The following is a 22,855-nucleotide window of genomic DNA, read 5'->3' on the forward strand; positions in this document are numbered from 1 at the left end:
CTCATCGGTAGCCGTCAGTGGCTAGAAGGTAGCTAGATTTTACACCTAACACCTCACACCTATTCCTGCAAAAGTTCTCACACAAGACGCCGAGCCGCAGATAGTACAAGTCGTACAGCAAGGCGAGGCAACGAAGTGTGTGGACTTTTGCTTTAACTCTCACAATTTGACCGGCGTCGTATGCCAGATTCTTTCAGCATATTCGGCAATCGTGCGATCCGACGAGAAATGCCCCATACCGGCAACATTCAGAATCGCTTTCTTGGCCCATTCTTCCGGCCTGGCGTACAAGGCATCGACTTTATCCTGTGTCGCAACGTAGGATTCATAATCGGCCAGCAGCTGATAATGATCACCCCAGTTCACCAGCACGTCGAAAATCACGCGATAGCGTTCAGGCTCGCTCGGGCTAAAGAAACCGTTCGCCAATTGATTGAGCACGTCGCGCAATTCGCTATTGCTCTCGTAAATAGCACGCGGGTTGTAGCCGTCGCGACGCAGGGCATTAACCTGCTCGGTGGTATTACCAAAGATAAAGATATTCTCTTCACCCACGGCGTCGAGCATTTCAACATTGGCACCGTCTAGCGTGCCAATCGTCAATGCGCCATTGAGCGCAAACTTCATATTGCCGGTGCCCGATGCTTCGGTACCCGCCGTAGAGATCTGCTCGGACAAATCCGCCGCCGGAATAATAATTTCGGCCAGACTCACACTGTAGTTAGGCAGGAACACCACTTTGAGTTTATCGCCAACACGCGGGTCATTGTTGATTTTGACGCCGACATCATTAATCAGCTGGATCACCAGCTTGGCCATCTTGTAGGCCGAGGCGGCTTTACCGGCAAACACCACCACGCGCGGCTGAATTTTTGCATCGGGATCGCGCAGAATGCGGTTGTAACGCGTGATCACATGCAAAACATTCAGCAACTGGCGTTTGTATTCGTGAATGCGCTTCACCTGCACGTCAAACAAGGCATCCGGATTGATGACACCACCCAGATTGCGGGCCACATACTTGGCCAGCCTTTCCTTGTTGCTGCGTTTGGCGGCGCGAAATGCCTGCACAAATTGCGGGAAATCGGCCGACCCTTTCAGCTCGGCCAATTCATTCAGGCGCACACGCCAGGTCTGGCCAATGGCTTCATCAATCAGTCCCGATAGCGACGGATTGGCCAGCGCCAGCCAGCGACGCGGTGTGACACCGTTGGTCACATTGGTAAAGCGATCCGGGAATACTTTGGCAAAGTCGGCAAAAATCGATTCAACCATCAGATCCGAATGCAGCGCTGACACACCATTGACAGTGTGGCTGGCCACAACGGCCAGATAGGCCATCCGCACTTTGCGGTCACCATGCTCTTCGATCAGAGAGACCGAGCGCAGCAAATCATGATCGCCCGGGAAGCGTGCCACCACATCTTTGAGGAACATTTCGTTAATATCAAAAATGATCTTCAAATGACGCGGCAAGAGGTGGCCCAGCATATCCACTGGCCAGGTTTCCAGCGCCTCGCTCATCAGCGTGTGATTGGTATAGCTAAATACCTTGCGGGTAATGGCCCAGGCCTGCTCCCACTCGTAGCTGGCCTCATCCATCAGCACCCGCATCAATTCGGGAATAGCGAGTACCGGATGCGTGTCGTTCAGGTGAATCGCAACCTTGTCGGCCAGATTATCGAGCGTATCGTGGTTCAAATGATGGCGGTGGATGATGTCCTGTACGCTGGCGGCAACAAAGAAATACTCCTGCCGCAGGCGCAGCTCTTTACCGCTATAGGTTGAGTCATCCGGATACAGCACGCGCGAAACGTTTTCCGAGACATTTTTCTCGGCCACTGCAGAGAAATAATCGCCTTCGTTAAATTTGGACAGATTGATTTCACGCGTTGAACGTGCAGTCCACAGGCGCAGCGTATTGGTTGCGGTCGTATCAAAGCCAGGAATAATCACATCGTGGGCGACAGCCAATACGTCGTTATGCGTATCAATCCAGCGCACTTTCTTGCCATCGTGCTCCAGACGGCCGCCAAAGCGCACGCGGTAGCACACTTCATCGCGCGGAAAGTCCAGAATATTCACCGAGCCCAACCAGGTATCGGGCACTTCAACCTGACGGCCTTCGATAATGCGCTGCTTGAACATCCCGAACTGATAGCGGATACCGTAGCCCATACCAGGAATACCCAGTGTGGCCATCGAATCAAGGAAACACGCCGCCAAACGACCCAAACCGCCATTACCAAGCGCCGCATCGGGCTCCATATGCACCAAATCATCATAATCGATGCCCATCTCATCGAGCGCGGCACGTACAGTGTCTTCCATATCCAGCGCAAGCAAGGCATTGGACAGCGCGCGGCCGATCAGAAACTCCATCGAGAGGTAGTAAACGCGCTTTACATCCTGCGAATATTGCGCCCGCGTGGTTTGCATCCAGCGCTCGACCATCTGGTCGCGCACGGTCAGAAAAGTCGCGTCGAGCCAGTCTTTGGGCTGCGCGGCGATCGGGTCTTTACCGATGGTGTACATCAGCTTGTTGGCAATCGCCTTTTTAATGGCTTGAACGTCCTGATGGTCAGTTACATCATATTGAAACGGCATACTCATCGAATGCACTCCAGTGTTTTAAATCTATTGAGGCGATCACTCACAGCAAATCGTGATTGTTAAATCATGAGCATCGCTGATGAAACGGGCGAGAAGTACGAGTACAAGGCAAACCACGAACGAAAAACCGGAATGTACTTGATGTACATGAAGATTTTGAGCGAGGGGTTTAACGCAGTGATCGTGCTTCGCAGCCGCTTCTATTTAAGCGCCTAGGGCGCGGTATAACTGCATATATTGTTCTGCGGCGGCCTGCCAGCCAAAATCGCAGCTCATTGCGGTTTTTCGCACCGCTTTCCACTCTTTCGGTCTTGCCCACAAGGCAAATATCCGACGGATACCCCGGGTGAGTTCTTCACCGGAGAAGCCGTCAAATACTGCGCCGGTGGCAATACCCTCCTGCAAATTTTCCAGACTGCAATCGGCCACCGTATCGGCCAAGCCGCCAACACGGCGCACCAGCGGCAAAGCGCCGTATTTAAGGCCATACAATTGTGTTAGCCCGCAAGGCTCGTAGCGGCTGGGCACCATAATCACATCGCTGGCTGCCATAATCTGATGCGAAAAGGCTTCGTCATAGCCGATTCTGACCGCGATCTGCGCCGGATTTTCGGCCGCCGCCACGCGAAATGCGCTTTCCATCGCTGCATCACCGCTGCCCAGCAGCACAAATTGCCCGCCGCGCGAGGTGATTTCATGCAGGCGCTCGAGCACCAGATGCAAGCCCTTTTGCTCGGTGAGGCGGCTAACCACGGCAAACAGTGGCGCGTCCGTGCTTTCCTGCAACCCCAAAGCTTGCTGCAAAGCCGCCTTGCACTTGGCTTTACCAGTCATTTTGTCAGCGCTATAAGTCGCGGCAATTAAAGCGTCGCTGGCCGGATTCCAGACCGCCCCGTCAACGCCATTGAGCACGCCCGACAAAGCCTCGCCCCGATCCCGCAACAAGCCATCCAGACCGCAGCCTTGCTCGTGGCCGGTAATTTCACGCGCATACGTTGGCGATACCGTGGTCACGCGGTCGGCAAAGTAAATGCCGGCCTTCATAAACGACAGATGGCCGTGAAACTCGACGCCATTGACATCGAAAAAGTGCGCGGGCAAATCCACTGCCGCAAAATCGGATGGGGCAAACACACCCTGATAGGCCAGATTGTGAATGGTAAAGACCGTTCGCGCAGGATGCCCCACGGCGGCAATATACGCAGGCGCCAGACCGGCATGCCAGTCGTGCGCATGGACAACCGCAGGCCGCCAAAATGGATCGACACCTTCAGCCAGACGCGCAGCCACCCAGCCCAGCAGGGCAAAACGCACATGATTATCGGCGTACGGATGCTGATTGCCATCCTGATACGGATTGCCGCCCCGGCCATACAAATGCGGCGCATCAATCAGATACACACCAACGCCTTGCGCTGTAGTCCCGAATAGCAAGCGCACTTCACCGGCAAAGCTTTGCAATGTGGCCACTTCACCGCTAATGCTCAGGCCATCGCGAATAGCGGGAAAACCTGGCAATACAACCCGAACATCGGCGCCCTGCTCGCCCAGCGCCAGCGGCAAAGCGCCACTGACATCGGCCAGGCCGCCGGTTTTCAGCAAGGGAAACATTTCAGCGCAAACATGGAGAATTTTCATCTTCAAACCCTGTGAGGAGTGAGGCGTGGCGCGTCTCACAATTTAGCCAGCATGTCCTTGGTAATCAGCGTCACACCACCTTCGGAACGATAGAAACGGCGTGCGTCTTCTTCGGCGTTTTCACCGACAATCAGGTTTTCCGGAATCTCGCAGCCGCGATCAATCACGCAGCGGCGCAGCCGCGAACCACGACCAATCACCACTTCAGGCAAAATCACCGCCGAATCAATCGTGCAGAAAGAATGCACGCGCACTTGCGAGAACAGCACCGAATTAATCACCAGCGAGCCCGAGACAATACAACCGCCCGACACCAGCGAATTGAGCGTCATACCGTGGCTGCCATTGCGATCTTGCACAAATTTGGCGGGCGGCAATTGCTCCTGCAGCGTCCAGATCGGCCAGTTTTTATCGTAAACATCGAGCTCAGGTGTCACCGAGGCCAGATCCAGATTGGCTTCCCAGTACGCATCCACCGTACCAACGTCGCGCCAGTATGGTGCGGCATTCTGATCTTCCAGCACGCAAGACAGGCCAAACGGATGCGCAAACGCTTTGCCTTCCGATACGGCCTTGGGGATCAAATCTTTACCAAAGTCATGCGAAGAGCCTTCCAGCTTGATGTCTTCTTCGAGCAAGCGCTCCAGATAGGCGGTGTTGAAAATGTAAATCCCCATCGACGCCAGAGACACCGCATCATTGCCCGGCATGGCGGGCGGATTTTCCGGTTTTTCAACGAAAGCAGTGATTTTGCGGTCTTCGCTAATGGCCATCACGCCAAAAGCGCTGGCTTCCTTGCGCGGCACTTCGATACACGCCACGGTGACTTCAGCGCCGAGCAGCACATGATCGACCAGCATGCGCGAGTAATCCATTTTGTAGATATGATCGCCAGCCAGAATCACGACATAATCCGAGCGATACGTGCGCAAAATATCCAGATTCTGGTAAATCGCATCGGCCGTACCGCGATACCAGTGTTCTTCGTCAACGCGTTGCTGCGCGGGCAGCACATCGACAAATTCATTCATTTCATTGCGCAAAAACGACCAGCCGCGCTGCAAGTGGCGCATCAGCGAGTGCGATTTGTATTGTGTAATCACGCCAATGCGGCGAATGCCCGAGTTAATGCAATTGGACAAGGCAAAGTCGATAATCCGGAATTTCCCGCCAAAATACACGCCGGGTTTGGCGCGATGATCAGTCAGCGCTTTCAGGCGCGAACCACGGCCCCCGGCAAGAACCAGCGCAACAGCGCGGTTGGGCAGCTGGCGTGCCAGCGTCGCTTTATCGATTAGTTGAACTTCCATGATTCCTCTCCTGATTTTCTAGCCTTGCTCGGCTTTGCGCACTGCTAATTAGAATAAAAATTGTGTTAAGTCAGCGATGCGATTAGGTCACAACCGTCGGCTGGGTACGTCCACTGCGCGTCGCAATCTGAGCCACTTCGCCCGCAATCCGGATCAGGTCGGCCAAAGCCGTTTGCGTCGCCACGCCGTGCTGGCGGGTGTCGGCTTCAAATTTTTCCAGATAAACGCGCAAAGTCGCGCCTTCGGTGCCCGTACCCGAGAGGCGGAAAACGATGCGGCTGCCGTCGGTGAAAATAATGCGGATACCCTGTTTTTCGCTGCGCGAGCCATCAACCGGATCGTCGTAGGCAAAATCATCGGCCAGCGCCACTTCATATGCGCCGAATGGCTGCCCGGGTAAACTCGCCAATTGCTCACGCAAATGCGCCATCAGGCCATTGGCCGCCTCGGTATCGAGCGCTTCGTAATCATGACGCGAATAGAAATGGCGGCCATAGGTTTGCCAGTGTGCAGTCACGATGTCTTCGACCGATTTGCCAGTCACCGCCAGCAGATTGAGCCAGAACAGCACCGCCCAGACGCCATCTTTCTCGCGCACATGGCTCGAGCCAGTGCCATAGCTTTCTTCACCGCACAAAGCCACTTTGCCCGCATCGAGCAGATTGCCGAAAAACTTCCAGCCCGTTGGCGTCTCGAAACACGGCAGGCCGAGCTTTTTCGCCACCGCATCAACGGCGCACGACGTTGGCATCGAGCGCGCCACACCAGCGATGCCACCTGCGTAGCCTTTCACCAGGCTCGCATTCGCCGCCATCACGGCCAGACTGTCGGACGGCGTCACAATAAAGTTGCGCCCCAGAATCATATTGCGGTCGGCGTCGCCATCGCTGGCGGCGCCAAAATCAGGTGCGTCAGCAGCCGTCAAATGAGCAACCAGATCATCGGCATACACCGGATTCGGATCGGGATGCAGGCCGCCGAAATCTTCCAGCGGTACACCATTTACGACGGTGCCTTTGGGCGCGCCAAGCAAACCTTCGATAATCCGCGTGGCATACGGGCCGGACGCTGCGCACATTGAATCAAAACGCATGCGTTTTCCGCTCGCGAACCATGCACGAATGGCGGAAAAATCAAACAGGCTTTCCATCAATTCGGCGTAATCACTCACCGGGTCGATTACGATGACTTGCATACCACCCAACGTATATTCACCTAGCGATTCAATATCAACACCTGCAGCTGCATACCCATCAGAATCTAGCGTCTGGTATTGCGTAATGCTTGTGGTGCGCTGGTAAATCGCTTCGGTGATTTTTTCCGGCGCCGGGCCGCCGTTGGTGACGTTATATTTAATGCCGAAATCGCCATCGGGGCCGCCCGGGTTGTGCGACGCCGACAGCACAATGCCGCCCACTGCGCCATGCTTGCGAATCACGCAGCTGACCGCTGGCGTCGACAGCAATGCACCCTGCCCGACCAGCACTTTAGCCACGCCATTGGCGGCCGCCATTTTCAAGATCGTCTGCACCGCTGCGCGGTTGTGATAACGGCCATCGCCGCCCAGCACCAGCGTGCCACCTTTGAGCTCGGGCACAACGTCAAAAATCGCCTGCACAAAGTTTTCCAGATAGCCCGGCTGCTGAAATACCGTTACTTTCTTGCGCAAACCTGAAGTACCGGGGCGTTGCCCGGCAAATGGCTGAGTTGAAACAGTTGTAAGACTCATACTTCCCTCAATCAAATGACTATTTTTTCAATTGCAAAATCGTGACACTACGCGCGGCGACGCGGCAATCGCGGCCAGAAAAATCGGATTGGGTATCGCCAGTACTCGCCAAGCGCATCGTCCATTCTCCCTCGCCTTCATTTAAAGGCGGCAGATGAAAATGCACTTGATGCGCCGAGGCGTTCATCAGGATTAAAAACTGATTGGATAGCCACACCATCATGGCGCGGCCACCGTGGTCATCCCAATCGTGTGGCTGCATCGGGCTGGCTGACGGGTTAAGCCAGACCACATCGGTGACGCCAGCCGCATCGGGCAGGCTGGTCCACCAGGTATTGCTGGAGAGCGCCTGACATTCGCGGCGAATGCGGATCAGCTCGGCGATATAGTCGATCAGCTCACCATTGGCCTGCGAGCCTGCACCCCAGTTCAGCCAGGTGATGTCATTATTCTGACAATAGGCATTGTTATTACCTTGCTGGCTATGGCCCAGCTCGTCGCCAGCGAGCAGCATCGGCGTGCCCTGACTCAATAACAGCGTCGCCAGCAGCGCCTTGCTGGCGCGCAGGCGCAAGAGCTTGACGCCCTCATCATTACTCGGCCCTTCAACGCCGCAATTCCAGCTCAGATTATGGCTATGACCATCGCGGTTATGCTCTTTATTGGCGTGATTGTGCTTATGGTTGTATGACACCAGATCGCGCAGATTAAACCCGTCGTGCGCGGTCACAAAATTGACGCTGGTGCCAGGCTGGCGATGTGGGCGGTAGAAGGTATCACTGGAGGCGGCAAAGCGGCGGGCAAATAGCGCACGACTCACGCCGTCGTGCAGCCAGAATTTGCGCATCACATCGCGGTACTGGTCGTTCCATTCAGCCCAGGCCAGCGGGAAATGCCCCAGCTGATAGCCGCCAGCGCCAATATCCCACGGCTCGGCGATCAGCTTGGTGTTGGCCAGCAGCGGGTCTTGCGCCAGCGCAGCAAAAAACGGCGCGCAGATGCTATAGCCGCCATTGATCCGCCCCAAGATGGGCGCCAGATCAAAGCGGAAACCATCAACATGGCATTCGCTCACCCAGTAGCGCAGGCTGTCCATCACCAGCTGCAATACGCGCGGGTGGCCGATATTGAGCACATTGCCGCAGCCGGTCCAGTTTTCGTAATACTCAGGGTGCTGCGCGTTGAGCACATAGTAGCTGGCGTTATCAATGCCACGGAAAGACAGCGTCGGCCCCAGCTCGTCGGTTTCGGCGGTGTGGTTGAACACCACATCCAGAATTACCTCGATCCCGGCCTTGTGCAGCGCTTTGACCATCTCGCGAAATTCGGCCAGCGGCGTTGTCCCTTCACGGCCCGACCAGTAAGTCGGCTCGGGGGCGAAAAAGCTCAGCGTGTTGTAGCCCCAGTAGTTTTCCAGCCCGAGTTTTTGCAAACGTGGCTCGTCAGCATGCAAATGCACCGGCAGGAGCTCAATCGCCGAAATGCCGAGCTTCTGGTAATGCGCCAGCATCACCGGATGCGCAATCGCCGCATAGGAGCCGCGTATGGCTGCGGGAATATCCGGGTGCAGCTGGGTCAGGCCACGCACGTGCGCTTCATAAATCACCGTGTTTGCCCACGGCGTTTGCAGCGCAGTGTCATCATCCCAATCAAACGCTTCCGCCACGACGATGGCTTTCTGCGCCACAGGGGTATTGTCCTGCGTATTAATCTGCGTCTGATCTTGCGGGCAATACCCCAGATTAGCATCGTCAATGGCAAATTGGCCGAAGACCGCTTTGGCATAAGGATCGAGCAGGATTTTATGCGGATTGAAACGCTGGCCGCGTTGCGGCGCATACTCACCGTGGACGCGATAGCCGTAGAGCTGGCCAGGCTTGGCCTGCGGCAAATACCCATGCCAGACGCCCTGCGTGCAGGCCGCCAGCGCGATGCGCTGCGTTTCCAGTCGGCCTGTAGGATCAAACAGGCATAACTCGACCCGGCTGGCGTGTTCGCTGAACAGGGCAAAATTAACGCCCTGACCGTCAAAACTGGCGCCCAATGGGTAGGGTTTGCCCGTTTGCAGCATTAGCACTTGCTCCAGCGCAAATAGACCGTCGCCAGCGGGGGTATTGTCATGCAGACCGAATCAGCTCTGCCATGTGCGGCAATACCCTCACTAGGTAGCTGCAGATTACCGGTATTGCTACCGCCATAATATGCGGAATCGGAATTCAGAACTTCGCTGTAAACCCCCGCGCGTGGCACGCCAAGGCGATAGCCATGGCGCGGCACCGGGGTGAAATTACTCACTACAACGATAAACTCATCCTCGGCCTCGCCCTTGCGGATAAAGCTGAAAATCGAATTATCGGCGTCATCGTGGCTGATCCATTCAAAACCACGATGGTCAAAATCGATTTGATACAGAGCCGGAGAATCGCGATAAACACGGTTCAAATCGCGCACCAGATGCTGCACACCACGATGCCAGCCATTATCAGGGTCATCGACTAAATGCCAATCCAGACTGCTATCGTGATTCCACTCGCGCCCTTGCGCAAATTCGCAGCCCATAAACAGCAATTTTTTGCCCGGATGCGCCCACATAAAGGCGTAATACGCGCGCAAATTGGCAAATTGCTGCCAGCAATCACCGGGCATTTTGGCCAGCATCGAGCCTTTTCCGTGCACGACTTCATCGTGCGAAATCGGCAGCACGAAGTTTTCGCTAAAGGCATACACCAAGCCAAAAGTCATATGGTGATGGTGATATTTGCGATGCACCGGATCTTGCTGCATATAGCGCAGCGTGTCATTCATCCAGCCCATATTCCATTTGTAATGAAAGCCTAGGCCGCCCATCGCAGGCGGACGCGACACCGACGGGAAGGCCGTCGATTCTTCGGCCAGCGTAATCGCCTCAGGGCGCTCAACGCCGACGACTTCATTCATGCGGCGCATAAAGTCGATGGCTTCGAGATTCTCGCGGCCACCAAACTGATTCGGAATCCATTCGCCGTCTTTGCGCGAATAATCGCGGTACAACATCGACGCGACCGCATCGACGCGCAGACCATCAATACCGTAACGCTCAATCCAGTAGAGCGCGTTGCCAATCAAATAATTGCGAACCTCGTTGCGGCCAAAATTGTAAATCAGCGTGTTCCAGTCCTGATGAAAACCTTCGCGCGGATCGCTGTGTTCATACAGGTGCGAGCCATCAAATTGCGCCAGGCCGTGGCTATCGCTTGGAAAATGTCCCGGTACCCAGTCGAGAATCACGCCGATGCCATTTTCGTGCGCAGTTTGCACCAGATGACGAAAATCATCAGGGGTACCAAATCGCGACGTAGGCGCATAAAGACCTAGCGGCTGATACCCCCACGATCCATCAAAAGGATGCTCATTGACCGGCAGTAATTCGATGTGGGTAAAGCCCATGTCTTTAACGTATGCAATCAGCTCTACAGCCAGCTCGCGGTACGAGAGCCAGCGATTACCCTCTTCGGGGCGGCGTCGCCACGAAGCCAAATGCACTTCATAAATCGAAATGGGTGCATTCAATGAATTGGCCTGTTTACGCGTTTGCGTGCCTTCCACCCACGCTGGCAAACGCGCAACGCGTGATGCCGTTGCCGGGCGCAATTCAGCCGAAAAACCATACGGGTCGGCTTTAAGCTGCAGCGCGCCATGCTGATCGATAATTTCGTATTTGTAGCCTTGTCCTTCGACGACACCGGGTAGGAAGATTTCCCATGCGCCACACTCACGGCGCAAACGCATCACATGCCGACGGCCATCCCAGTAATTGAAATCGCCAACCACCGAAACGCGGCGCGCATTCGGTGCCCAAACGGCAAACGCCACGCCGTCAACGCCATCGATGGTGCGAAAATGGGTACCGAGGCGCTCGTAAGGGCGCAGCTGATTGCCCTCGCCCAAGAGCCATAAATCCATATCGCCCAGCACCGGCGGAAAACGATAGGCGTCTTCAATCTCAACGGTTTCGCCATGCCAGGTCACGCACAGGCGGTAAGCAAAATGATTTTTGCGCCGTGGCACGCTGGCCACAAACAGGCCGCGCTCGTCGATGCACTCAAAATCGGCCAGTTTTTTGCCGGTTTTGCTCTCGATCAGGCTGCACTCGCTCGCATCAGGCAGCCAGACACGCACTTGCAAAACCCCATCGACCAGATGCATGCCCAAGACTGAAAAAGGATCACCATGAGTGCCCGCACAAATGGCACCAATTTCCGGGGTGGACAAAGACGGCATGGATTTCCTCGCAGAACTTTCATATTTAAAGGGGACGTGCTTGATCAAGCACGGCCTTGAAGCAATATCTGATGGGCGTCAAGTTAGATAAATCCTGATGCCATAGAGCGAAAATGCCACAGTATGCCCGCACAATGCTAGTGTTACGCGGTGGCGAGAACAGAATACGCAACAGACAAACCAGTCAAATTGTAATATCTTACGCGCAATAATTTACACAAAAATTACATTTAACGCCACAGGAGAGCTAAAGTGTCCTTCACCCGAGCTTCAGGTTTACTTGCGCACATCACCTCGTTACCTTCCAATTACGGCATTGGCGATCTGGGTCCTGCGGCGTACCGTTTTGTCGATTTTCTGCATGCCGCCGAACAAACGCTATGGCAGGTTTTGCCGCTGGGGCTGACCAGCTACGGCGATTCGCCCTATCAGTCGTTTTCCACTTTTGCCGGCAATCATTACCTGATCAGCCCGGAGCTGCTGATGGCTCAGGGACTACTGAGCCAGGACGACATCCCGGCACATGATTTCGACCCTATACGCGTCGATTACGGCAACATCATTCCGTGGAAAATGGCCGTTTTACGCACAGCCTTTGCCAATTACCGCCAGAATCCGCCCGCAGCGCTCAAGAAAGAATTCTCCGCGTTTTGCAAAGCACACGCCTGGCTGGACGATTTTGCGCTGTTTGTGGCGTGCAAATTTCATTTTATTGCGGCGCGCCGCAATGACTATGAAACACCGGAATATCAGGCCTACTACCAGCGACTAAACGCTCGCCTGAGCGAAAACCAGATCAAGGATTATTACTACGGCGCAGTCTGGAATTCATGGCCGGATGCACTGGCGCGGCGCGAGAAATCCGCGCTGGCGCAGTACCGCAAAACGCTGGCTGACGAAATCGCGTTTTATCAGTTTTTGCAATTCATCTTTTTTCAGCAATGGCAGCAACTCAAAAGTTACGCCAACGAGCGCCAGATCAAGCTGATTGGCGATATTCCGATTTTTGTCTCGCTCGACTCAGCTGACGTCTGGAGCAACCGCGAGCTATTTGCGCTGGATGAGGCGGGCGATCCGATTGAAGTCGCGGGCGTACCGCCCGACTATTTCAGCGCCACCGGCCAGCTCTGGGGCAACCCGCTCTATCGCTGGCCTGCCCACAAAGACCGCGGCTTTACCTGGTGGATTGAGCGCGTTGCCGCAACGCTGCAAACCACGGATATTTTGCGCATCGACCATTTCCGCGCTTTTGCCGCCTACTGGGCGGTGCCGTTTGGCGAGGCCACCGCCGTCAACGGACAATGGAAGAAAAGCCCCGGCAAAGACTTATTTGCCGCAATTGAAAGCGCGCTGGGCAAAAACCTGCCAATCATCGCCGAAGATCTCGGCATTATCACCGACGATGTCACGGCGCTGCGGCTCAAATTGAAGCTACCCGGCATGAAAGTACTGCAATTTGCCTTTGAAGCCGACGCCAGCAGCGATCACTTGCCGCACAACTACCCCGACTGCCATACCGTGGTTTACACCGGCACGCACGACAACGACACCACAGTGGGCTGGTACACCGCCACCAGCGATAAAAACCGCGACTATTTCCGCCGCTATATGAATTCATCCGGCAGCGAAGCACACTGGGATCTGATCCGGCTGGCCTGGGCCAGCAATGCCTTGTTTGCCATTGCCCCGGTGCAAGACGTGATTGGTGCCGCCAGTGACGCCCGGATGAACACGCCCGGTGTTGCTGCAGGCAACTGGCAATATCGTTTCAGCCCCGATGCGCTCAGCACGCAGCACGCCGAACGACTGGCCTATCTGGGGCAGCTCTTCGCCCGCCATGGCTCACTCTGAAACGCGCACTGAATTAATCAGGAAATAATCCGCCATCGAGACGACAGGCCGCCATGGCCTGTCATCCATACCCGCCTTAGTATTAGCCTGCAAACCTTACCCAGTCTAAGCCTCCGAGATATACCCCAAGGCAAATATCCCCAACCTCGCCCAAACCTTTCAGCCAGAGCAGAAACCGAGTAAAATAGTCGGTCTTTCAGGACTTAGTTGAAAACGCCGCCATGCTAGACCGTCTGCGTGAAAATATCCGCGTGGTTTTTGACCGCGACCCCGCCGCCCGCTCGACGCTGGAAGTGGTGACCTGTTATCCGGGGTTTCACGCGCTCACATTGCACATCGTTGCGCACGGCCTGTGGGTGCGCAACTGGAAGCTGCTGGCGCGCATGCTCTCGCATATCACGCGTTTTCTGACCGGCATTGAGATTCACCCCGGCGCAACCATTGGCCGCCGTGTATTTATTGATCACGGCATGGGCATTGTGATCGGAGAAACCGCCGAAATTGGCGACGATTGCACGCTGTATCACGGCGTAACGCTGGGCGGCACGTCGTGGAATCACGGTAAGCGCCATCCGACATTGGGTAAAGGCGTCATTATTGGCGCTGGCGCGAAAATCCTCGGCCCGATCACGCTGCACGACGGCGCCAAAGTCGGTTCGAATGCCGTGGTGGTCAAAGACGTCCCCGAAGGCGCCACCGCAATCGGTATACCGGCCCGCATTCTGGCCGCACAAATTGAGCAAGAGCGCGAAGAGAAAGCCGAGCAGCTGGGCTTTTCAGCTTACGGCGTGGGCGCAGATATGAACGATCCAATGGTCAAAGCCATTCACGGCCTGCTTGATCACTCGGTCACCACCGACAAGCGCCTGGAAATGGTCCTGGCACGGCTGGAGCAACTGGGCGTTGATTGCGCGGAAGAGCGCGCCACTGCCGATAAGTTCGACCCGACCTATCTGAACAAAATTGTTGATTGAGGTGTTCGAATGATACGGGGTATTCTTCTGCGCACCTTATCCAAAAAGGCCCAGAGAGAAATACCCATCACCACGCTAGCAAGACATTCTCCGTCGATAAAACATCACCAAACCCGACTATTTTAGTCGGGTTTTTACTTGACCAATTTAGTCGGGCTTTGATACCATTGAGGCAAGATAAAAACAGCAAGGAAACCCCATGCGCTTGACTACAAAAGGCCGCTTCGCCGTGACTGCGATGCTGGATTTGGCACTGCGCCAAGCCAACGGCCCCGTCACGCTAGCGGGCATTAGCGAACGCCAGCATATTTCGCTCTCCTATCTGGAACAATTGTTTGGCAAACTGCGCCGTCGCGCACTGGTTGAAAGCGTCCGAGGCCCCGGCGGCGGCTACTGTCTGGCACGTGCCGCCTGTGAGATCACGGTGGCCGAAATCATTACCGCCGTTGACGAACCCATAGACGCTACCCAGTGCGGTGGCCGCGAAAATTGCCGCGATGAATCGCGCTGCATGACGCACGATTTATGGACCGAGCTCAATACGACGATCCACGGCTTTTTGTCTAATGTCACGCTGGCCAGCCTGATCGAGAAACAGCAGGAAAAAACCAAACGCTGCAGCGAGACGCTCAGCATTGTTAAAGATCAGCGCCAAAACTATCTGAACCATCAGAACGCGCATTAATTTCAAATTCCAATTTCAAACTTATCAGCATGCTTATTGCACCGGAGCAAAGCTCATGACTCAGCAAAAACCAATCTATCTTGATTACTCCGCCACCACGCCGGTAGACCCGCGTGTTGCCGCCAAGATGATTCCTTACCTGACCGAAATGTTCGGCAATCCGGCCAGCCGCTCTCACCCGTATGGCTGGGAATCGGAAGCTGCGGTTGAAGACGCGCGTGAGGAAGTGGCCAAGCTGGTCAACTGTGATCCAAAAGAAATCGTTTTCACTTCGGGCGCCACCGAATCGATCAATCTGGCACTCAAAGGCGCGGCGCATTTCTACCAGACCAAGGGCAAACACCTCATCACGGTAAAAACCGAGCATAAAGCCACGCTCGACACGGTGCGCGAGCTGGAGCGCGAAGGCTTTGAGGCGACGTATCTGGACGTACTGGAAAACGGTCTGCTCGATCTGGAAGCCTTGAAAGCGGCGATCCGCCCGGACACGATTCTGATTTCGGTGATGTCGGTGAACAATGAAATTGGCGTGATTCAGGACATCGCCACCATCGGCGAAATCTGCCGCGAACGCGGTATTGTGTTCCATGTCGATAGCGCACAAGCGACTGGCAAAATCGCGCTTGATCTGGCGACGCTGAAAGTGGACCTGATGAGTTTCTCGGCGCACAAAACCTATGGCCCCAAAGGCATTGGCGCGCTGTATATCCGCCGCAAGCCCCGTATCCGTCTGGAAGCGCAGATGCATGGCGGCGGTCACGAGCGCGGCTTCCGCTCGGGCACACTGGCCACGCATCAGATCGTCGGCATGGGTGAAGCATTCCGCATTGCGCGGGAAGATATGGTCGAAGAGAACAAACGCATCGGCGCATTGCGTGACCGTTTGTGGAATGGCCTGAAAGAAATCGAAGAAACGCATTTGAACGGCGATATGGATCAGCGCGTGCCGCACAATCTGAACGTCAGCTTTAACTACGTTGAAGGTGAATCGCTGATTATGGCGCTCAAAGACTTGGCTGTTTCATCCGGTTCGGCATGTACTTCGGCTTCACTTGAGCCATCGTATGTCCTGCGCGCGCTGGGCCGCTCGGACGAATTGGCGCACAGCTCGATCCGCTTCACGATTGGCCGCTTTACCACTGAAGCCGAAGTCGATCACGCAATTGAATTGTGCAAAGCCAAAATCGGCAAATTGCGCGAACTATCGCCGCTGTGGGATATGTTCAAGGAAGGGATTGATATTTCGACCATCGAATGGGCTGCCCACTAAATCTGTCATCGCGGCGTGCGGCCGAGCGTTGTTGCCGACCTGCTTGTGGGCATTAGCCCACGGCGCAAATCGGCGCCTAGCTCGACCTTTCGGCGCGATACAGATTAAAAAATTGAAAACCGGCGCGGCTCTGCGCCTTGTCTGACATCACAATCCACGCCAATTGCATGGATCGTGAGCAGGCAAAACACACGATCCACCCCAAAAGGTGGTTTGATTCTGGAAAGAATTTAAATATTCAAAAGTTTTCCAGCAAGGCACTTCAGGCGCAGACAGTACAAAAAAGTACGGCAAGCCGAAGTAACGCAGCTGGGGAACTTTTGATTTAGCAAAGAGGCACACAAAATGGCATACAGCGAACAAGTACTCGACCACTATGAAAACCCGCGCAATGTTGGCGCTTTTGATAAAGGCGACGACACCGTAGGTACCGGCATGGTCGGCGCGCCAGCCTGTGGCGACGTGATGAAGTTGCAAATCAAGGTCGGCGAAGATGGCCTGATTACCGATGCGAAATTCAAAACCTACGGTTGCGGCTCGGCAATTGCTTCGTCGTCGCTAGTGACTGAATGGGTGAAGGGCAAGACTTTGGACGAAGCTTTGGCGATCAAAAACACCCAAATCGCCGAAGAGCTGGCTTTGCCGCCGGTGAAAATCCACTGCTCAATCCTAGCTGAAGACGCAATCAAGGCAGCGGTTGAAGATTACAAGCAAAAGCACGGCAATTAATCTGAAGATCTGAAAATCTGAAGGATACCCTGGGTATCGCTCTGCAGCACAATTTTATATTGAGCTACAGGGCAATACCCGAATGGAGTACACAATGGCACTGACTCTCAGCGAAGCGGCGGCAAACCACGTTGCCAACTTCATCAAAAAACGCGGCAAAGGCCTGGGCATCCGTTTGGCCGTCAAAACCTCGGGCTGTTCGGGTATGGCGTACAAGCTGGAATTTGTCGACGTTGAAAGTGACACCGATCTGGTATTCGAAAGCTTTGGCACCAAAATCTACACCGATGCCAAATCACTCGCCTATCTGGACGGCACCGAGCTCGACTACACCAAGGAAGGCCTGAACGAAGGCTTTAAATTCAACAACCCAAACGTGAAAAACGAATGCGGTTGTGGCGAAAGCTTCGGCGTTTGACCGTGAGGTGTGAATAACACAGGGTGCAGCGCAAGCCGCACCATCATCCAAAAATCGGTGCAATGCGCATAGCTTCGCACCCTAGCACCCCACGACGCCGATGATCGATTTCGCTCAATCCCACTTCGCACTTTTTGCCCTGCCACCAACCTTCGCCATCGACGGCAAAGCGCTTGATGCGTGTTATCGCGAGCAAGTATCGCGCTACCATCCCGATAAATTCGCGACCGCTTCGGATTTTGATCGCCGCGCCAGCCTGCAAGCGGCAACGCACATCAATGAAGCCTATCAAACGCTGAAATCTGCCCTGCCCCGCGCGCGCTATCTGCTACAACTGGCCGGCGTTGATACGCAGGAAGAAACCAATACGGCGATGCCGATGGATTTTCTGATGGCACAAATGGAATGGCGCGAAAGCATCGCTGATGCGAAAGCGAGCAAAAACGTCGATGCGCTGGAAAATCTGGCCCGCGAAATGCGCGCCGAAATGCAGGCGCTCGAAGACAAACTCGCCACGCAAATCGACTCGCAACAAGACTTTGCGAACGCGGCAATGAGCGTGCGAAAATTACGTTTTATGGAAAAGCTCGATCAGGAAATTGGCGACGCGATTGAGGCTGTTTTGTATTGAAAATCCACGCTAATGTAGGGTGGGTTAGCTGCGGAGCAGCGTAACCCACCGTTATGCTAATTTATTGCTATTAAGCATGGTGGGTTACAGCGCTTCGCGCCTAACCCACCCTACATTATCATCACAACAACCAAGGGTATATCCCTGAACCTCTTTTCTACAAAGCGCTTCAGGCATATACCTTAAAACATTTAATCGATTAGATTTTTAGGATTTAAGCCAATGGCTTTGCTGCAAATCTCCGAACCCGGTCTTTCTGCTGCTCCGCACCAACACCGCCTCGCGGTCGGCATCGATTTGGGTACGACCAACTCCCTGGTTGCCACCGTCAAAAGCGGCAGCGCGGTCTGCCTGCCCGACCACGATGGCCGCACACTGCTGCCATCGGTGGTGCATTACGGCCTCGAAAACACCTTGCTGGTTGGTCATGCAGCGCAGCATAAACAGAACGAAGACCCGGGCAATAGCATTGTGTCGGTCAAACGTTTTATGGGTCGCGGCATTACCGACATCGCCGATCTGGCCACGCCATATCGCTTCGTCGATGAGCCGGGAATGCTCAAACTGGTAACGCGCGCTGGCGTCAAAAGCCCGGTTGAAGTCTCTAGCGAAATTTTAAAAAACCTCAAGCACCGCGCCGAAGAAAGCCTGGGTGGTGAACTCGTTGGCGCGGTGATCACGGTGCCCGCCTACTTCGACGATGCGCAGCGCCAGGCGACCAAAGACGCAGCCAAGCTCGCCGGTCTGAATGTCCTTCGCCTATTGAACGAGCCGACTGCGGCGGCGATTGCCTATGGCCTCGATAATGCATCCGAAGGCACGTATGTGATTTACGACTTGGGCGGCGGCACGTTTGACGTGTCGATTCTGGAGCTAACGCGCGGCGTGTTTGAAGTGCGCGCAACTTCAGGTGATTCGCAACTCGGCGGCGATGATTTCGACCACCGTATTTATTGCTGGATTCTGGAACAAGCCGATATTCACGGCCCGAACGCCAACGATCAGCGCCTATTGCTGACGCGCGCACGCGAAGCAAAAGAATCGCTAACCGACCGCGATAGCACGCGCATCACAGCGGTGTTGTCCGACGGCGCGGTGATCGATTTGGAATTGACTGCCGAGCAGTTCCATAAAATGACAGCGCATCAAATCAGCAAAACGCTGTTGCCGGTCAAAAAAGCGCTGCGCGATGCGAAATTAACGATTGAAGACGTCAAAGGCGTGGTGCTCGTTGGCGGCGCGACGCGGATGCCGCATGTGCGCAAAGCGGTGCGCGAATTATTTGGTCAAGAACCGCTGACCAACCTCGACCCCGATAAAGTCGTCGCTATCGGCGCAGCGATTCAGGCCAATGTATTGGCGGGCAATAAGGGCGATGATGAGTGGTTGCTGCTGGATGTGATTCCGCTCTCGCTGGGTCTGGAAACCATGGGCGGTTTGGTCGAAAAAGTCATTCCGCGCAATAGCACGATCCCAACGGCGCGCGCGCAAGAATTCACGACGTTTAAAGACGGCCAAACGGCGATGGCGATTCATGTGCTGCAAGGCGAGCGTGAACTCGTTAGCGATTGCCGCAGTTTGGCGCGGTTTGAATTGCGCGGCATTCCGCCTATGGTCGCTGGCGCGGCGCGCATTCGCGTCACTTTCCAGGTCGACGCCGATGGCCTGCTGTCGGTCTCGGCCAAAGAGCAATCGAGCGGCATTGAAGCGAGCATTGCAGTCAAGCCGTCGTATGGCTTATCGGACGATGAAATCACGCGGATGCTGACCGAATCGATGACGCACGCGCAAGTCGATGTGCAGGCGCGCAAACTGGCCGAAGCGCGCGTTGAAGCCGAAAGCATTGTCACCGCCGTCACCGTTGCGCTTGATACCGACGGCCAGCTGATTAACGTGGCTGAGCGCGCCGAGATTGACGCGGCAATTGCAAATCTCAACGCGGCCAGTGCGCAAGATGATGCCAACGCGATTATCGCCGCCACCGAAGCGCTGAACGCAGCAACGGGCGAATTTGCCAGCCGCCGGATGGATGCCGCCGTCAAACGCGGATTGGCCGGCCACAAAATTACCGAAATCTAGGAATCAGCACCATGACTCAAATCGTAATTCTGCCGCATGCTACGCTGTGCCCCGATGGCGCGGTACTCGACGTTGAACCGGGCACCACCATTTGCGATGCGCTACTGGCCAATGATATCGAAATCGAACACGCGTGCGAGAAATCCTGCGCCTGTACCACTTGCCATGTACTGGTACGCGAGGGTTTTAATAGCCTGAACGAAGCCGACGAGCTGGAAGAAGACCAGCTCGATAAAGCCTGGGGGCTGGAAGCCTGCTCGCGCCTGTCGTGTCAGGCGGAAGTGGCCGATACTGATCTGGTTGTTGAGCTGCCCAAATACACCATCAATCACGCGCGCGAACACCACTAAGAGTATCTATCGCTAGACCATACCTCTATTAATCTAGCGAGCAATACATAGCAGGAGTATGAATATGAAATGGACTGATACCCGCGATATCGCGATTGAACTGGCTGATAAATACCCCGACGTTGATCCAAAAACCATCCGCTTCACCGATTTGCGCGATTGGGTTTTGGCGCTTGATGGCTTTGACGACGATCCAAAACATTGCGGCGAGAAAATTCTCGAGGCAATACAAATGGTCTGGATGGACGAAGCCGAATAAGACAACTTCGCCGGCTTGCAAATTGGCAATTTTTGTAACAGCGTGAGCTTAAACTCACGCTGTTTTTATTCGCATGCGCTAATATAGCCGCTTGATCAGTCGCATACATTTTATGGCCAGCTCACCTCTTTCCTCTTTGCAGCTTATCCGTCAGGCTCGGCTTGATCTGGGTGTCTTACTGAACGATCCGCTGGCTGCTGAGAACTTCACCGCCTCAGTGACCGACATCGTGCAGCAGGTACAACTGGCCTGCCAGCAATCGGCCGAGGTCGCACTGGGCACTATTTTGCTTGAGCTGGAAACGCCTTACCCGATCCGCCACGCGGTTGACGTGGCAATCGTGGCCGATCTGACGCTGGCCAATCTGGGGCAGAACGCACTGCAACGCAGCTCGGTTGTTGCCGCGGCGCTGACGATGAATATTGGCATGCATGCGCTTGAAGCCCTGCTGGCCGAGCAGGAAGGCCCACTCACCCCTGAGCAGCGTAGCCAGATGCAAGAGCATCCACTGATTGGCCGCGACCAGCTGCGCATGCTGGGCGTATCGGATATTCACTGGCTCGATTGCGTGGCGCAACACCATGAGGCGCCCGATGGCAGCGGCTATCCGCGCAAGCTCAATGGCACCGATATTCATTTCGACGCCCGTCTATTGGGGTTGGCCGACCGCTATTGCGCCATGCTGGCCAACCGCAGTTACCGCCGCCGCCAGCTGGCGGACTCGGCCATGTTCAGCACGCTCAATAGCGGGGCAGGCACAGTGGATCAGAAACTGGCGCAGTTGTTTTTATCGACGCTGGGGCTGTATCCACCAGGCAGTATTGTCCATCTGATTAATGGCGAAACGGCCGTCGTGGTAAGGCGCGGCAAGCTCGATAGCACGCCACTGGTGTTGTCGCTGTTTGATGCCAACGATCAATTACTGGGCAAGCCGGTATTGCGCAATTGCGCTGATTTTGATGCGTCGATTATCCATGTGCTCGATAGCCGGATTATTGCCGGCCAATTGCCGCTGAGCGAAATCTGGGGCGCGCCGGCCAAGGCCTAAAACAATTGGCGAGCAGCAAAGCTGCCCGCCGGATCTGATTGACAATTAGTTCGGTCTGCGATGATTTGAGCCAGCCATTATTTGTTGACCGCACTCGCTTTACTGGCCATTCGCGCTTTGCGTTTTTCTTCCCTCATGCCGCGCATTTTTTCATGTGCAGCTTTACGCTCGGCTTCAGACAGTACGCCATCTTTATTGCTGTCCATCGCATCAAAACGCTGCTCCATGCGCTGCAAAAAGTCAGCCTTGCTCACATCGCCACGCGGCATTTTGCCGTGTCCATGTCCGTGATCTGCCATGGCCGTGCCAGCCAGCGTTGCAGCAAATACAGCCAACAAAATTGAATTACGCATCATAGTTCTCCTGATTGAAGCGCACCTTGCGCTTGTGTGATATAACGCGTGGACTATTCAAACCGTTGACAAGGTGAACTTATGAATTTTGCCGAACAGCTGGCAACATTAGCCACAGTGGATCATTTAAGCGCCATCGAGCTACTGAATGGCGATGAAGTACTTGCCCGCATCGAGAACAAACCCGGCCAGGCAGGCAGCGTGCGGGTTTACCACGCGCTGTATCAGGAATTTGGTGCCATCAGTAATATTGCCGCGCAGAAAGGGCTGCGCATTTACGCCGAACACACGCTCGATGCCGAGCAAAACCCCGGCAAACACCCCAATATCGACCGGCTATTTCCCATCGCCAACGGCGCAGCGCCACTGGCAGTCCGCCTGATCGGCAAAGATTGAAAATACAAGCAAGCAGTTAAATGACCCCCAGCAAAGCTGGGGGCTTATTAGAGGAACGCCTCGAAGGCGTCAACAAACCAAGTGCCGCCCAAGGCGGCGAGTCACAACCCCAGCTTCATCTGGTCGTAACGCTCATCTTCCTTTTCTTGATTTCGGATATAGGCTCTGACCATTGCTTCATCCAAACCCACCGTCGAAACAAAATAGCCGCGCGCCCAAAAAACTTCACCGGTGAAGTTTTTCGTCCTACCACCAAATTGCC

20 protein-coding genes are annotated in these 22,855 nt (G+C 54.9%); 12 read left to right on the forward strand and 8 right to left on the reverse strand.

The genetic code is table 11. The annotated features are described in order from the left end of the window. Positions 1 to 159 precede the first annotated feature (159 nt). The 6 genes from glgP to glgB form a co-directional block, all read right to left on the reverse strand. Positions 160 to 2,613: a glycogen/starch/alpha-glucan family phosphorylase gene (gene glgP, locus FLS37_RS09870; protein WP_157669724.1), complete on the reverse strand. Its 2,454-nt coding sequence runs from the start codon at positions 2,611 to 2,613 to the stop codon at positions 160 to 162. 204 nt (positions 2,614 to 2,817) lie between these two features. Further along, on the reverse strand, positions 2,818 to 4,251 hold the full coding sequence (gene glgA, locus FLS37_RS09875; RefSeq protein ID WP_157669725.1) for a glycogen synthase GlgA: 1,434 nt from the start codon (positions 4,249 to 4,251) through the stop codon (positions 2,818 to 2,820). Positions 4,252 to 4,286: 35 nt separating this feature from the next. Then, positions 4,287 to 5,561 (reverse strand): glucose-1-phosphate adenylyltransferase, encoded by a 1,275-nt coding sequence (glgC, locus tag FLS37_RS09880; protein WP_157669726.1) that lies wholly within the window; start codon positions 5,559 to 5,561, stop codon positions 4,287 to 4,289. A gap of 82 nt (positions 5,562 to 5,643) precedes the next feature. Next, positions 5,644 to 7,290, reverse strand: a complete 1,647-nt coding sequence (locus FLS37_RS09885; RefSeq protein WP_157669727.1) for an alpha-D-glucose phosphate-specific phosphoglucomutase — start codon at positions 7,288 to 7,290, stop codon at positions 5,644 to 5,646. A gap of 19 nt (positions 7,291 to 7,309) precedes the next feature. After that, the gene (glgX, locus tag FLS37_RS09890; RefSeq protein WP_232522562.1) at positions 7,310 to 9,361 is read right to left on the reverse strand and encodes a glycogen debranching protein GlgX; all 2,052 of its coding nucleotides are present in this window, start codon (positions 9,359 to 9,361) and stop codon (positions 7,310 to 7,312) included. Next, the gene (gene glgB, locus FLS37_RS09895) at positions 9,361 to 11,550 is read right to left on the reverse strand and encodes a 1,4-alpha-glucan branching protein GlgB (protein WP_157669728.1); all 2,190 of its coding nucleotides are present in this window, start codon (positions 11,548 to 11,550) and stop codon (positions 9,361 to 9,363) included. Before glgB ends, glgX begins: the two co-directional genes overlap by 1 nt. Before the next feature lie 252 nt (positions 11,551 to 11,802). Here glgB and malQ point away from each other — a divergent pair, with 252 nt between their 5' ends. The 11 genes from malQ to FLS37_RS09950 all read left to right on the forward strand — a co-directional run bounded on the left by malQ (position 11,803) and on the right by FLS37_RS09950 (position 21,844). Then, entirely contained in the window at positions 11,803 to 13,401 is a 1,599-nt protein-coding gene (gene malQ / locus FLS37_RS09900; protein WP_157669729.1) for a 4-alpha-glucanotransferase, read from the forward strand. A gap of 221 nt (positions 13,402 to 13,622) precedes the next feature. Then, positions 13,623 to 14,375 carry a serine O-acetyltransferase gene (gene cysE, locus FLS37_RS09905; RefSeq protein WP_157669730.1) on the forward strand — a complete coding sequence of 251 codons (753 nt, stop codon included), beginning with the start codon at positions 13,623 to 13,625 and terminating at the stop codon, positions 14,373 to 14,375. A 199-nt stretch (positions 14,376 to 14,574) separates the two neighbouring features. Continuing rightward, positions 14,575 to 15,060, forward strand: a complete 486-nt coding sequence (gene iscR, locus FLS37_RS09910; RefSeq protein WP_157669731.1) for a Fe-S cluster assembly transcriptional regulator IscR — start codon at positions 14,575 to 14,577, stop codon at positions 15,058 to 15,060. 55 nt (positions 15,061 to 15,115) lie between these two features. Then, positions 15,116 to 16,330 (forward strand): IscS subfamily cysteine desulfurase, encoded by a 1,215-nt coding sequence (locus tag FLS37_RS09915; protein ID WP_157669732.1) that lies wholly within the window; start codon positions 15,116 to 15,118, stop codon positions 16,328 to 16,330. A gap of 345 nt (positions 16,331 to 16,675) precedes the next feature. Next, on the forward strand, positions 16,676 to 17,059 hold the full coding sequence (iscU, locus tag FLS37_RS09920) for a Fe-S cluster assembly scaffold IscU (protein ID WP_157669733.1): 384 nt from the start codon (positions 16,676 to 16,678) through the stop codon (positions 17,057 to 17,059). Between the two features lie 94 nt (positions 17,060 to 17,153). Beyond that, positions 17,154 to 17,477 (forward strand): iron-sulfur cluster assembly protein IscA, encoded by a 324-nt coding sequence (gene iscA, locus FLS37_RS09925; RefSeq protein WP_157669734.1) that lies wholly within the window; start codon positions 17,154 to 17,156, stop codon positions 17,475 to 17,477. A 100-nt stretch (positions 17,478 to 17,577) separates the two neighbouring features. Continuing rightward, positions 17,578 to 18,108 (forward strand): Fe-S protein assembly co-chaperone HscB, encoded by a 531-nt coding sequence (hscB, locus tag FLS37_RS09930; RefSeq protein ID WP_157669735.1) that lies wholly within the window; start codon positions 17,578 to 17,580, stop codon positions 18,106 to 18,108. 222 nt (positions 18,109 to 18,330) lie between these two features. Next, positions 18,331 to 20,187 (forward strand): Fe-S protein assembly chaperone HscA, encoded by a 1,857-nt coding sequence (hscA, locus tag FLS37_RS09935; protein ID WP_157669736.1) that lies wholly within the window; start codon positions 18,331 to 18,333, stop codon positions 20,185 to 20,187. A gap of 11 nt (positions 20,188 to 20,198) precedes the next feature. Further along, positions 20,199 to 20,537, forward strand: a complete 339-nt coding sequence (gene fdx / locus FLS37_RS09940) for an ISC system 2Fe-2S type ferredoxin (RefSeq protein ID WP_157669737.1) — start codon at positions 20,199 to 20,201, stop codon at positions 20,535 to 20,537. A 64-nt stretch (positions 20,538 to 20,601) separates the two neighbouring features. Continuing rightward, the gene (gene iscX / locus FLS37_RS09945; protein WP_157669738.1) at positions 20,602 to 20,796 is read left to right on the forward strand and encodes a Fe-S cluster assembly protein IscX; all 195 of its coding nucleotides are present in this window, start codon (positions 20,602 to 20,604) and stop codon (positions 20,794 to 20,796) included. Positions 20,797 to 20,908: 112 nt separating this feature from the next. Next, complete coding sequence (locus FLS37_RS09950) at positions 20,909 to 21,844, forward strand: HD-GYP domain-containing protein (protein WP_157669739.1); 936 nt, start codon at positions 20,909 to 20,911, stop codon at positions 21,842 to 21,844. Between the two features lie 77 nt (positions 21,845 to 21,921). Here FLS37_RS09950 and FLS37_RS09955 read toward each other — a convergent pair whose 3' ends face one another. After that, a complete protein-coding gene (locus FLS37_RS09955) occupies positions 21,922 to 22,200 on the reverse strand; it encodes a hypothetical protein (protein WP_157669740.1) in 279 nt (92 codons plus the stop codon). 78 nt (positions 22,201 to 22,278) lie between these two features. Here FLS37_RS09955 and FLS37_RS09960 point away from each other — a divergent pair, with 78 nt between their 5' ends. Next, the gene (locus tag FLS37_RS09960) at positions 22,279 to 22,593 is read left to right on the forward strand and encodes a DUF2322 family protein (RefSeq protein WP_157669741.1); all 315 of its coding nucleotides are present in this window, start codon (positions 22,279 to 22,281) and stop codon (positions 22,591 to 22,593) included. A 101-nt stretch (positions 22,594 to 22,694) separates the two neighbouring features. On the opposite strand, the gene FLS37_RS09965 is transcribed toward FLS37_RS09960, so the two are convergent. Beyond that, positions 22,695 to 22,855 (reverse strand): transposase (locus tag FLS37_RS09965; protein ID WP_198314570.1); only part of this gene is annotated, 161 nt, incomplete at its 5' end.

It is taken from the genome of Chitinibacter sp. GC72 (assembly GCF_009760905.1).
Classification (GTDB): domain Bacteria; phylum Pseudomonadota; class Gammaproteobacteria; order Burkholderiales; family Chitinibacteraceae; genus Chitinibacter.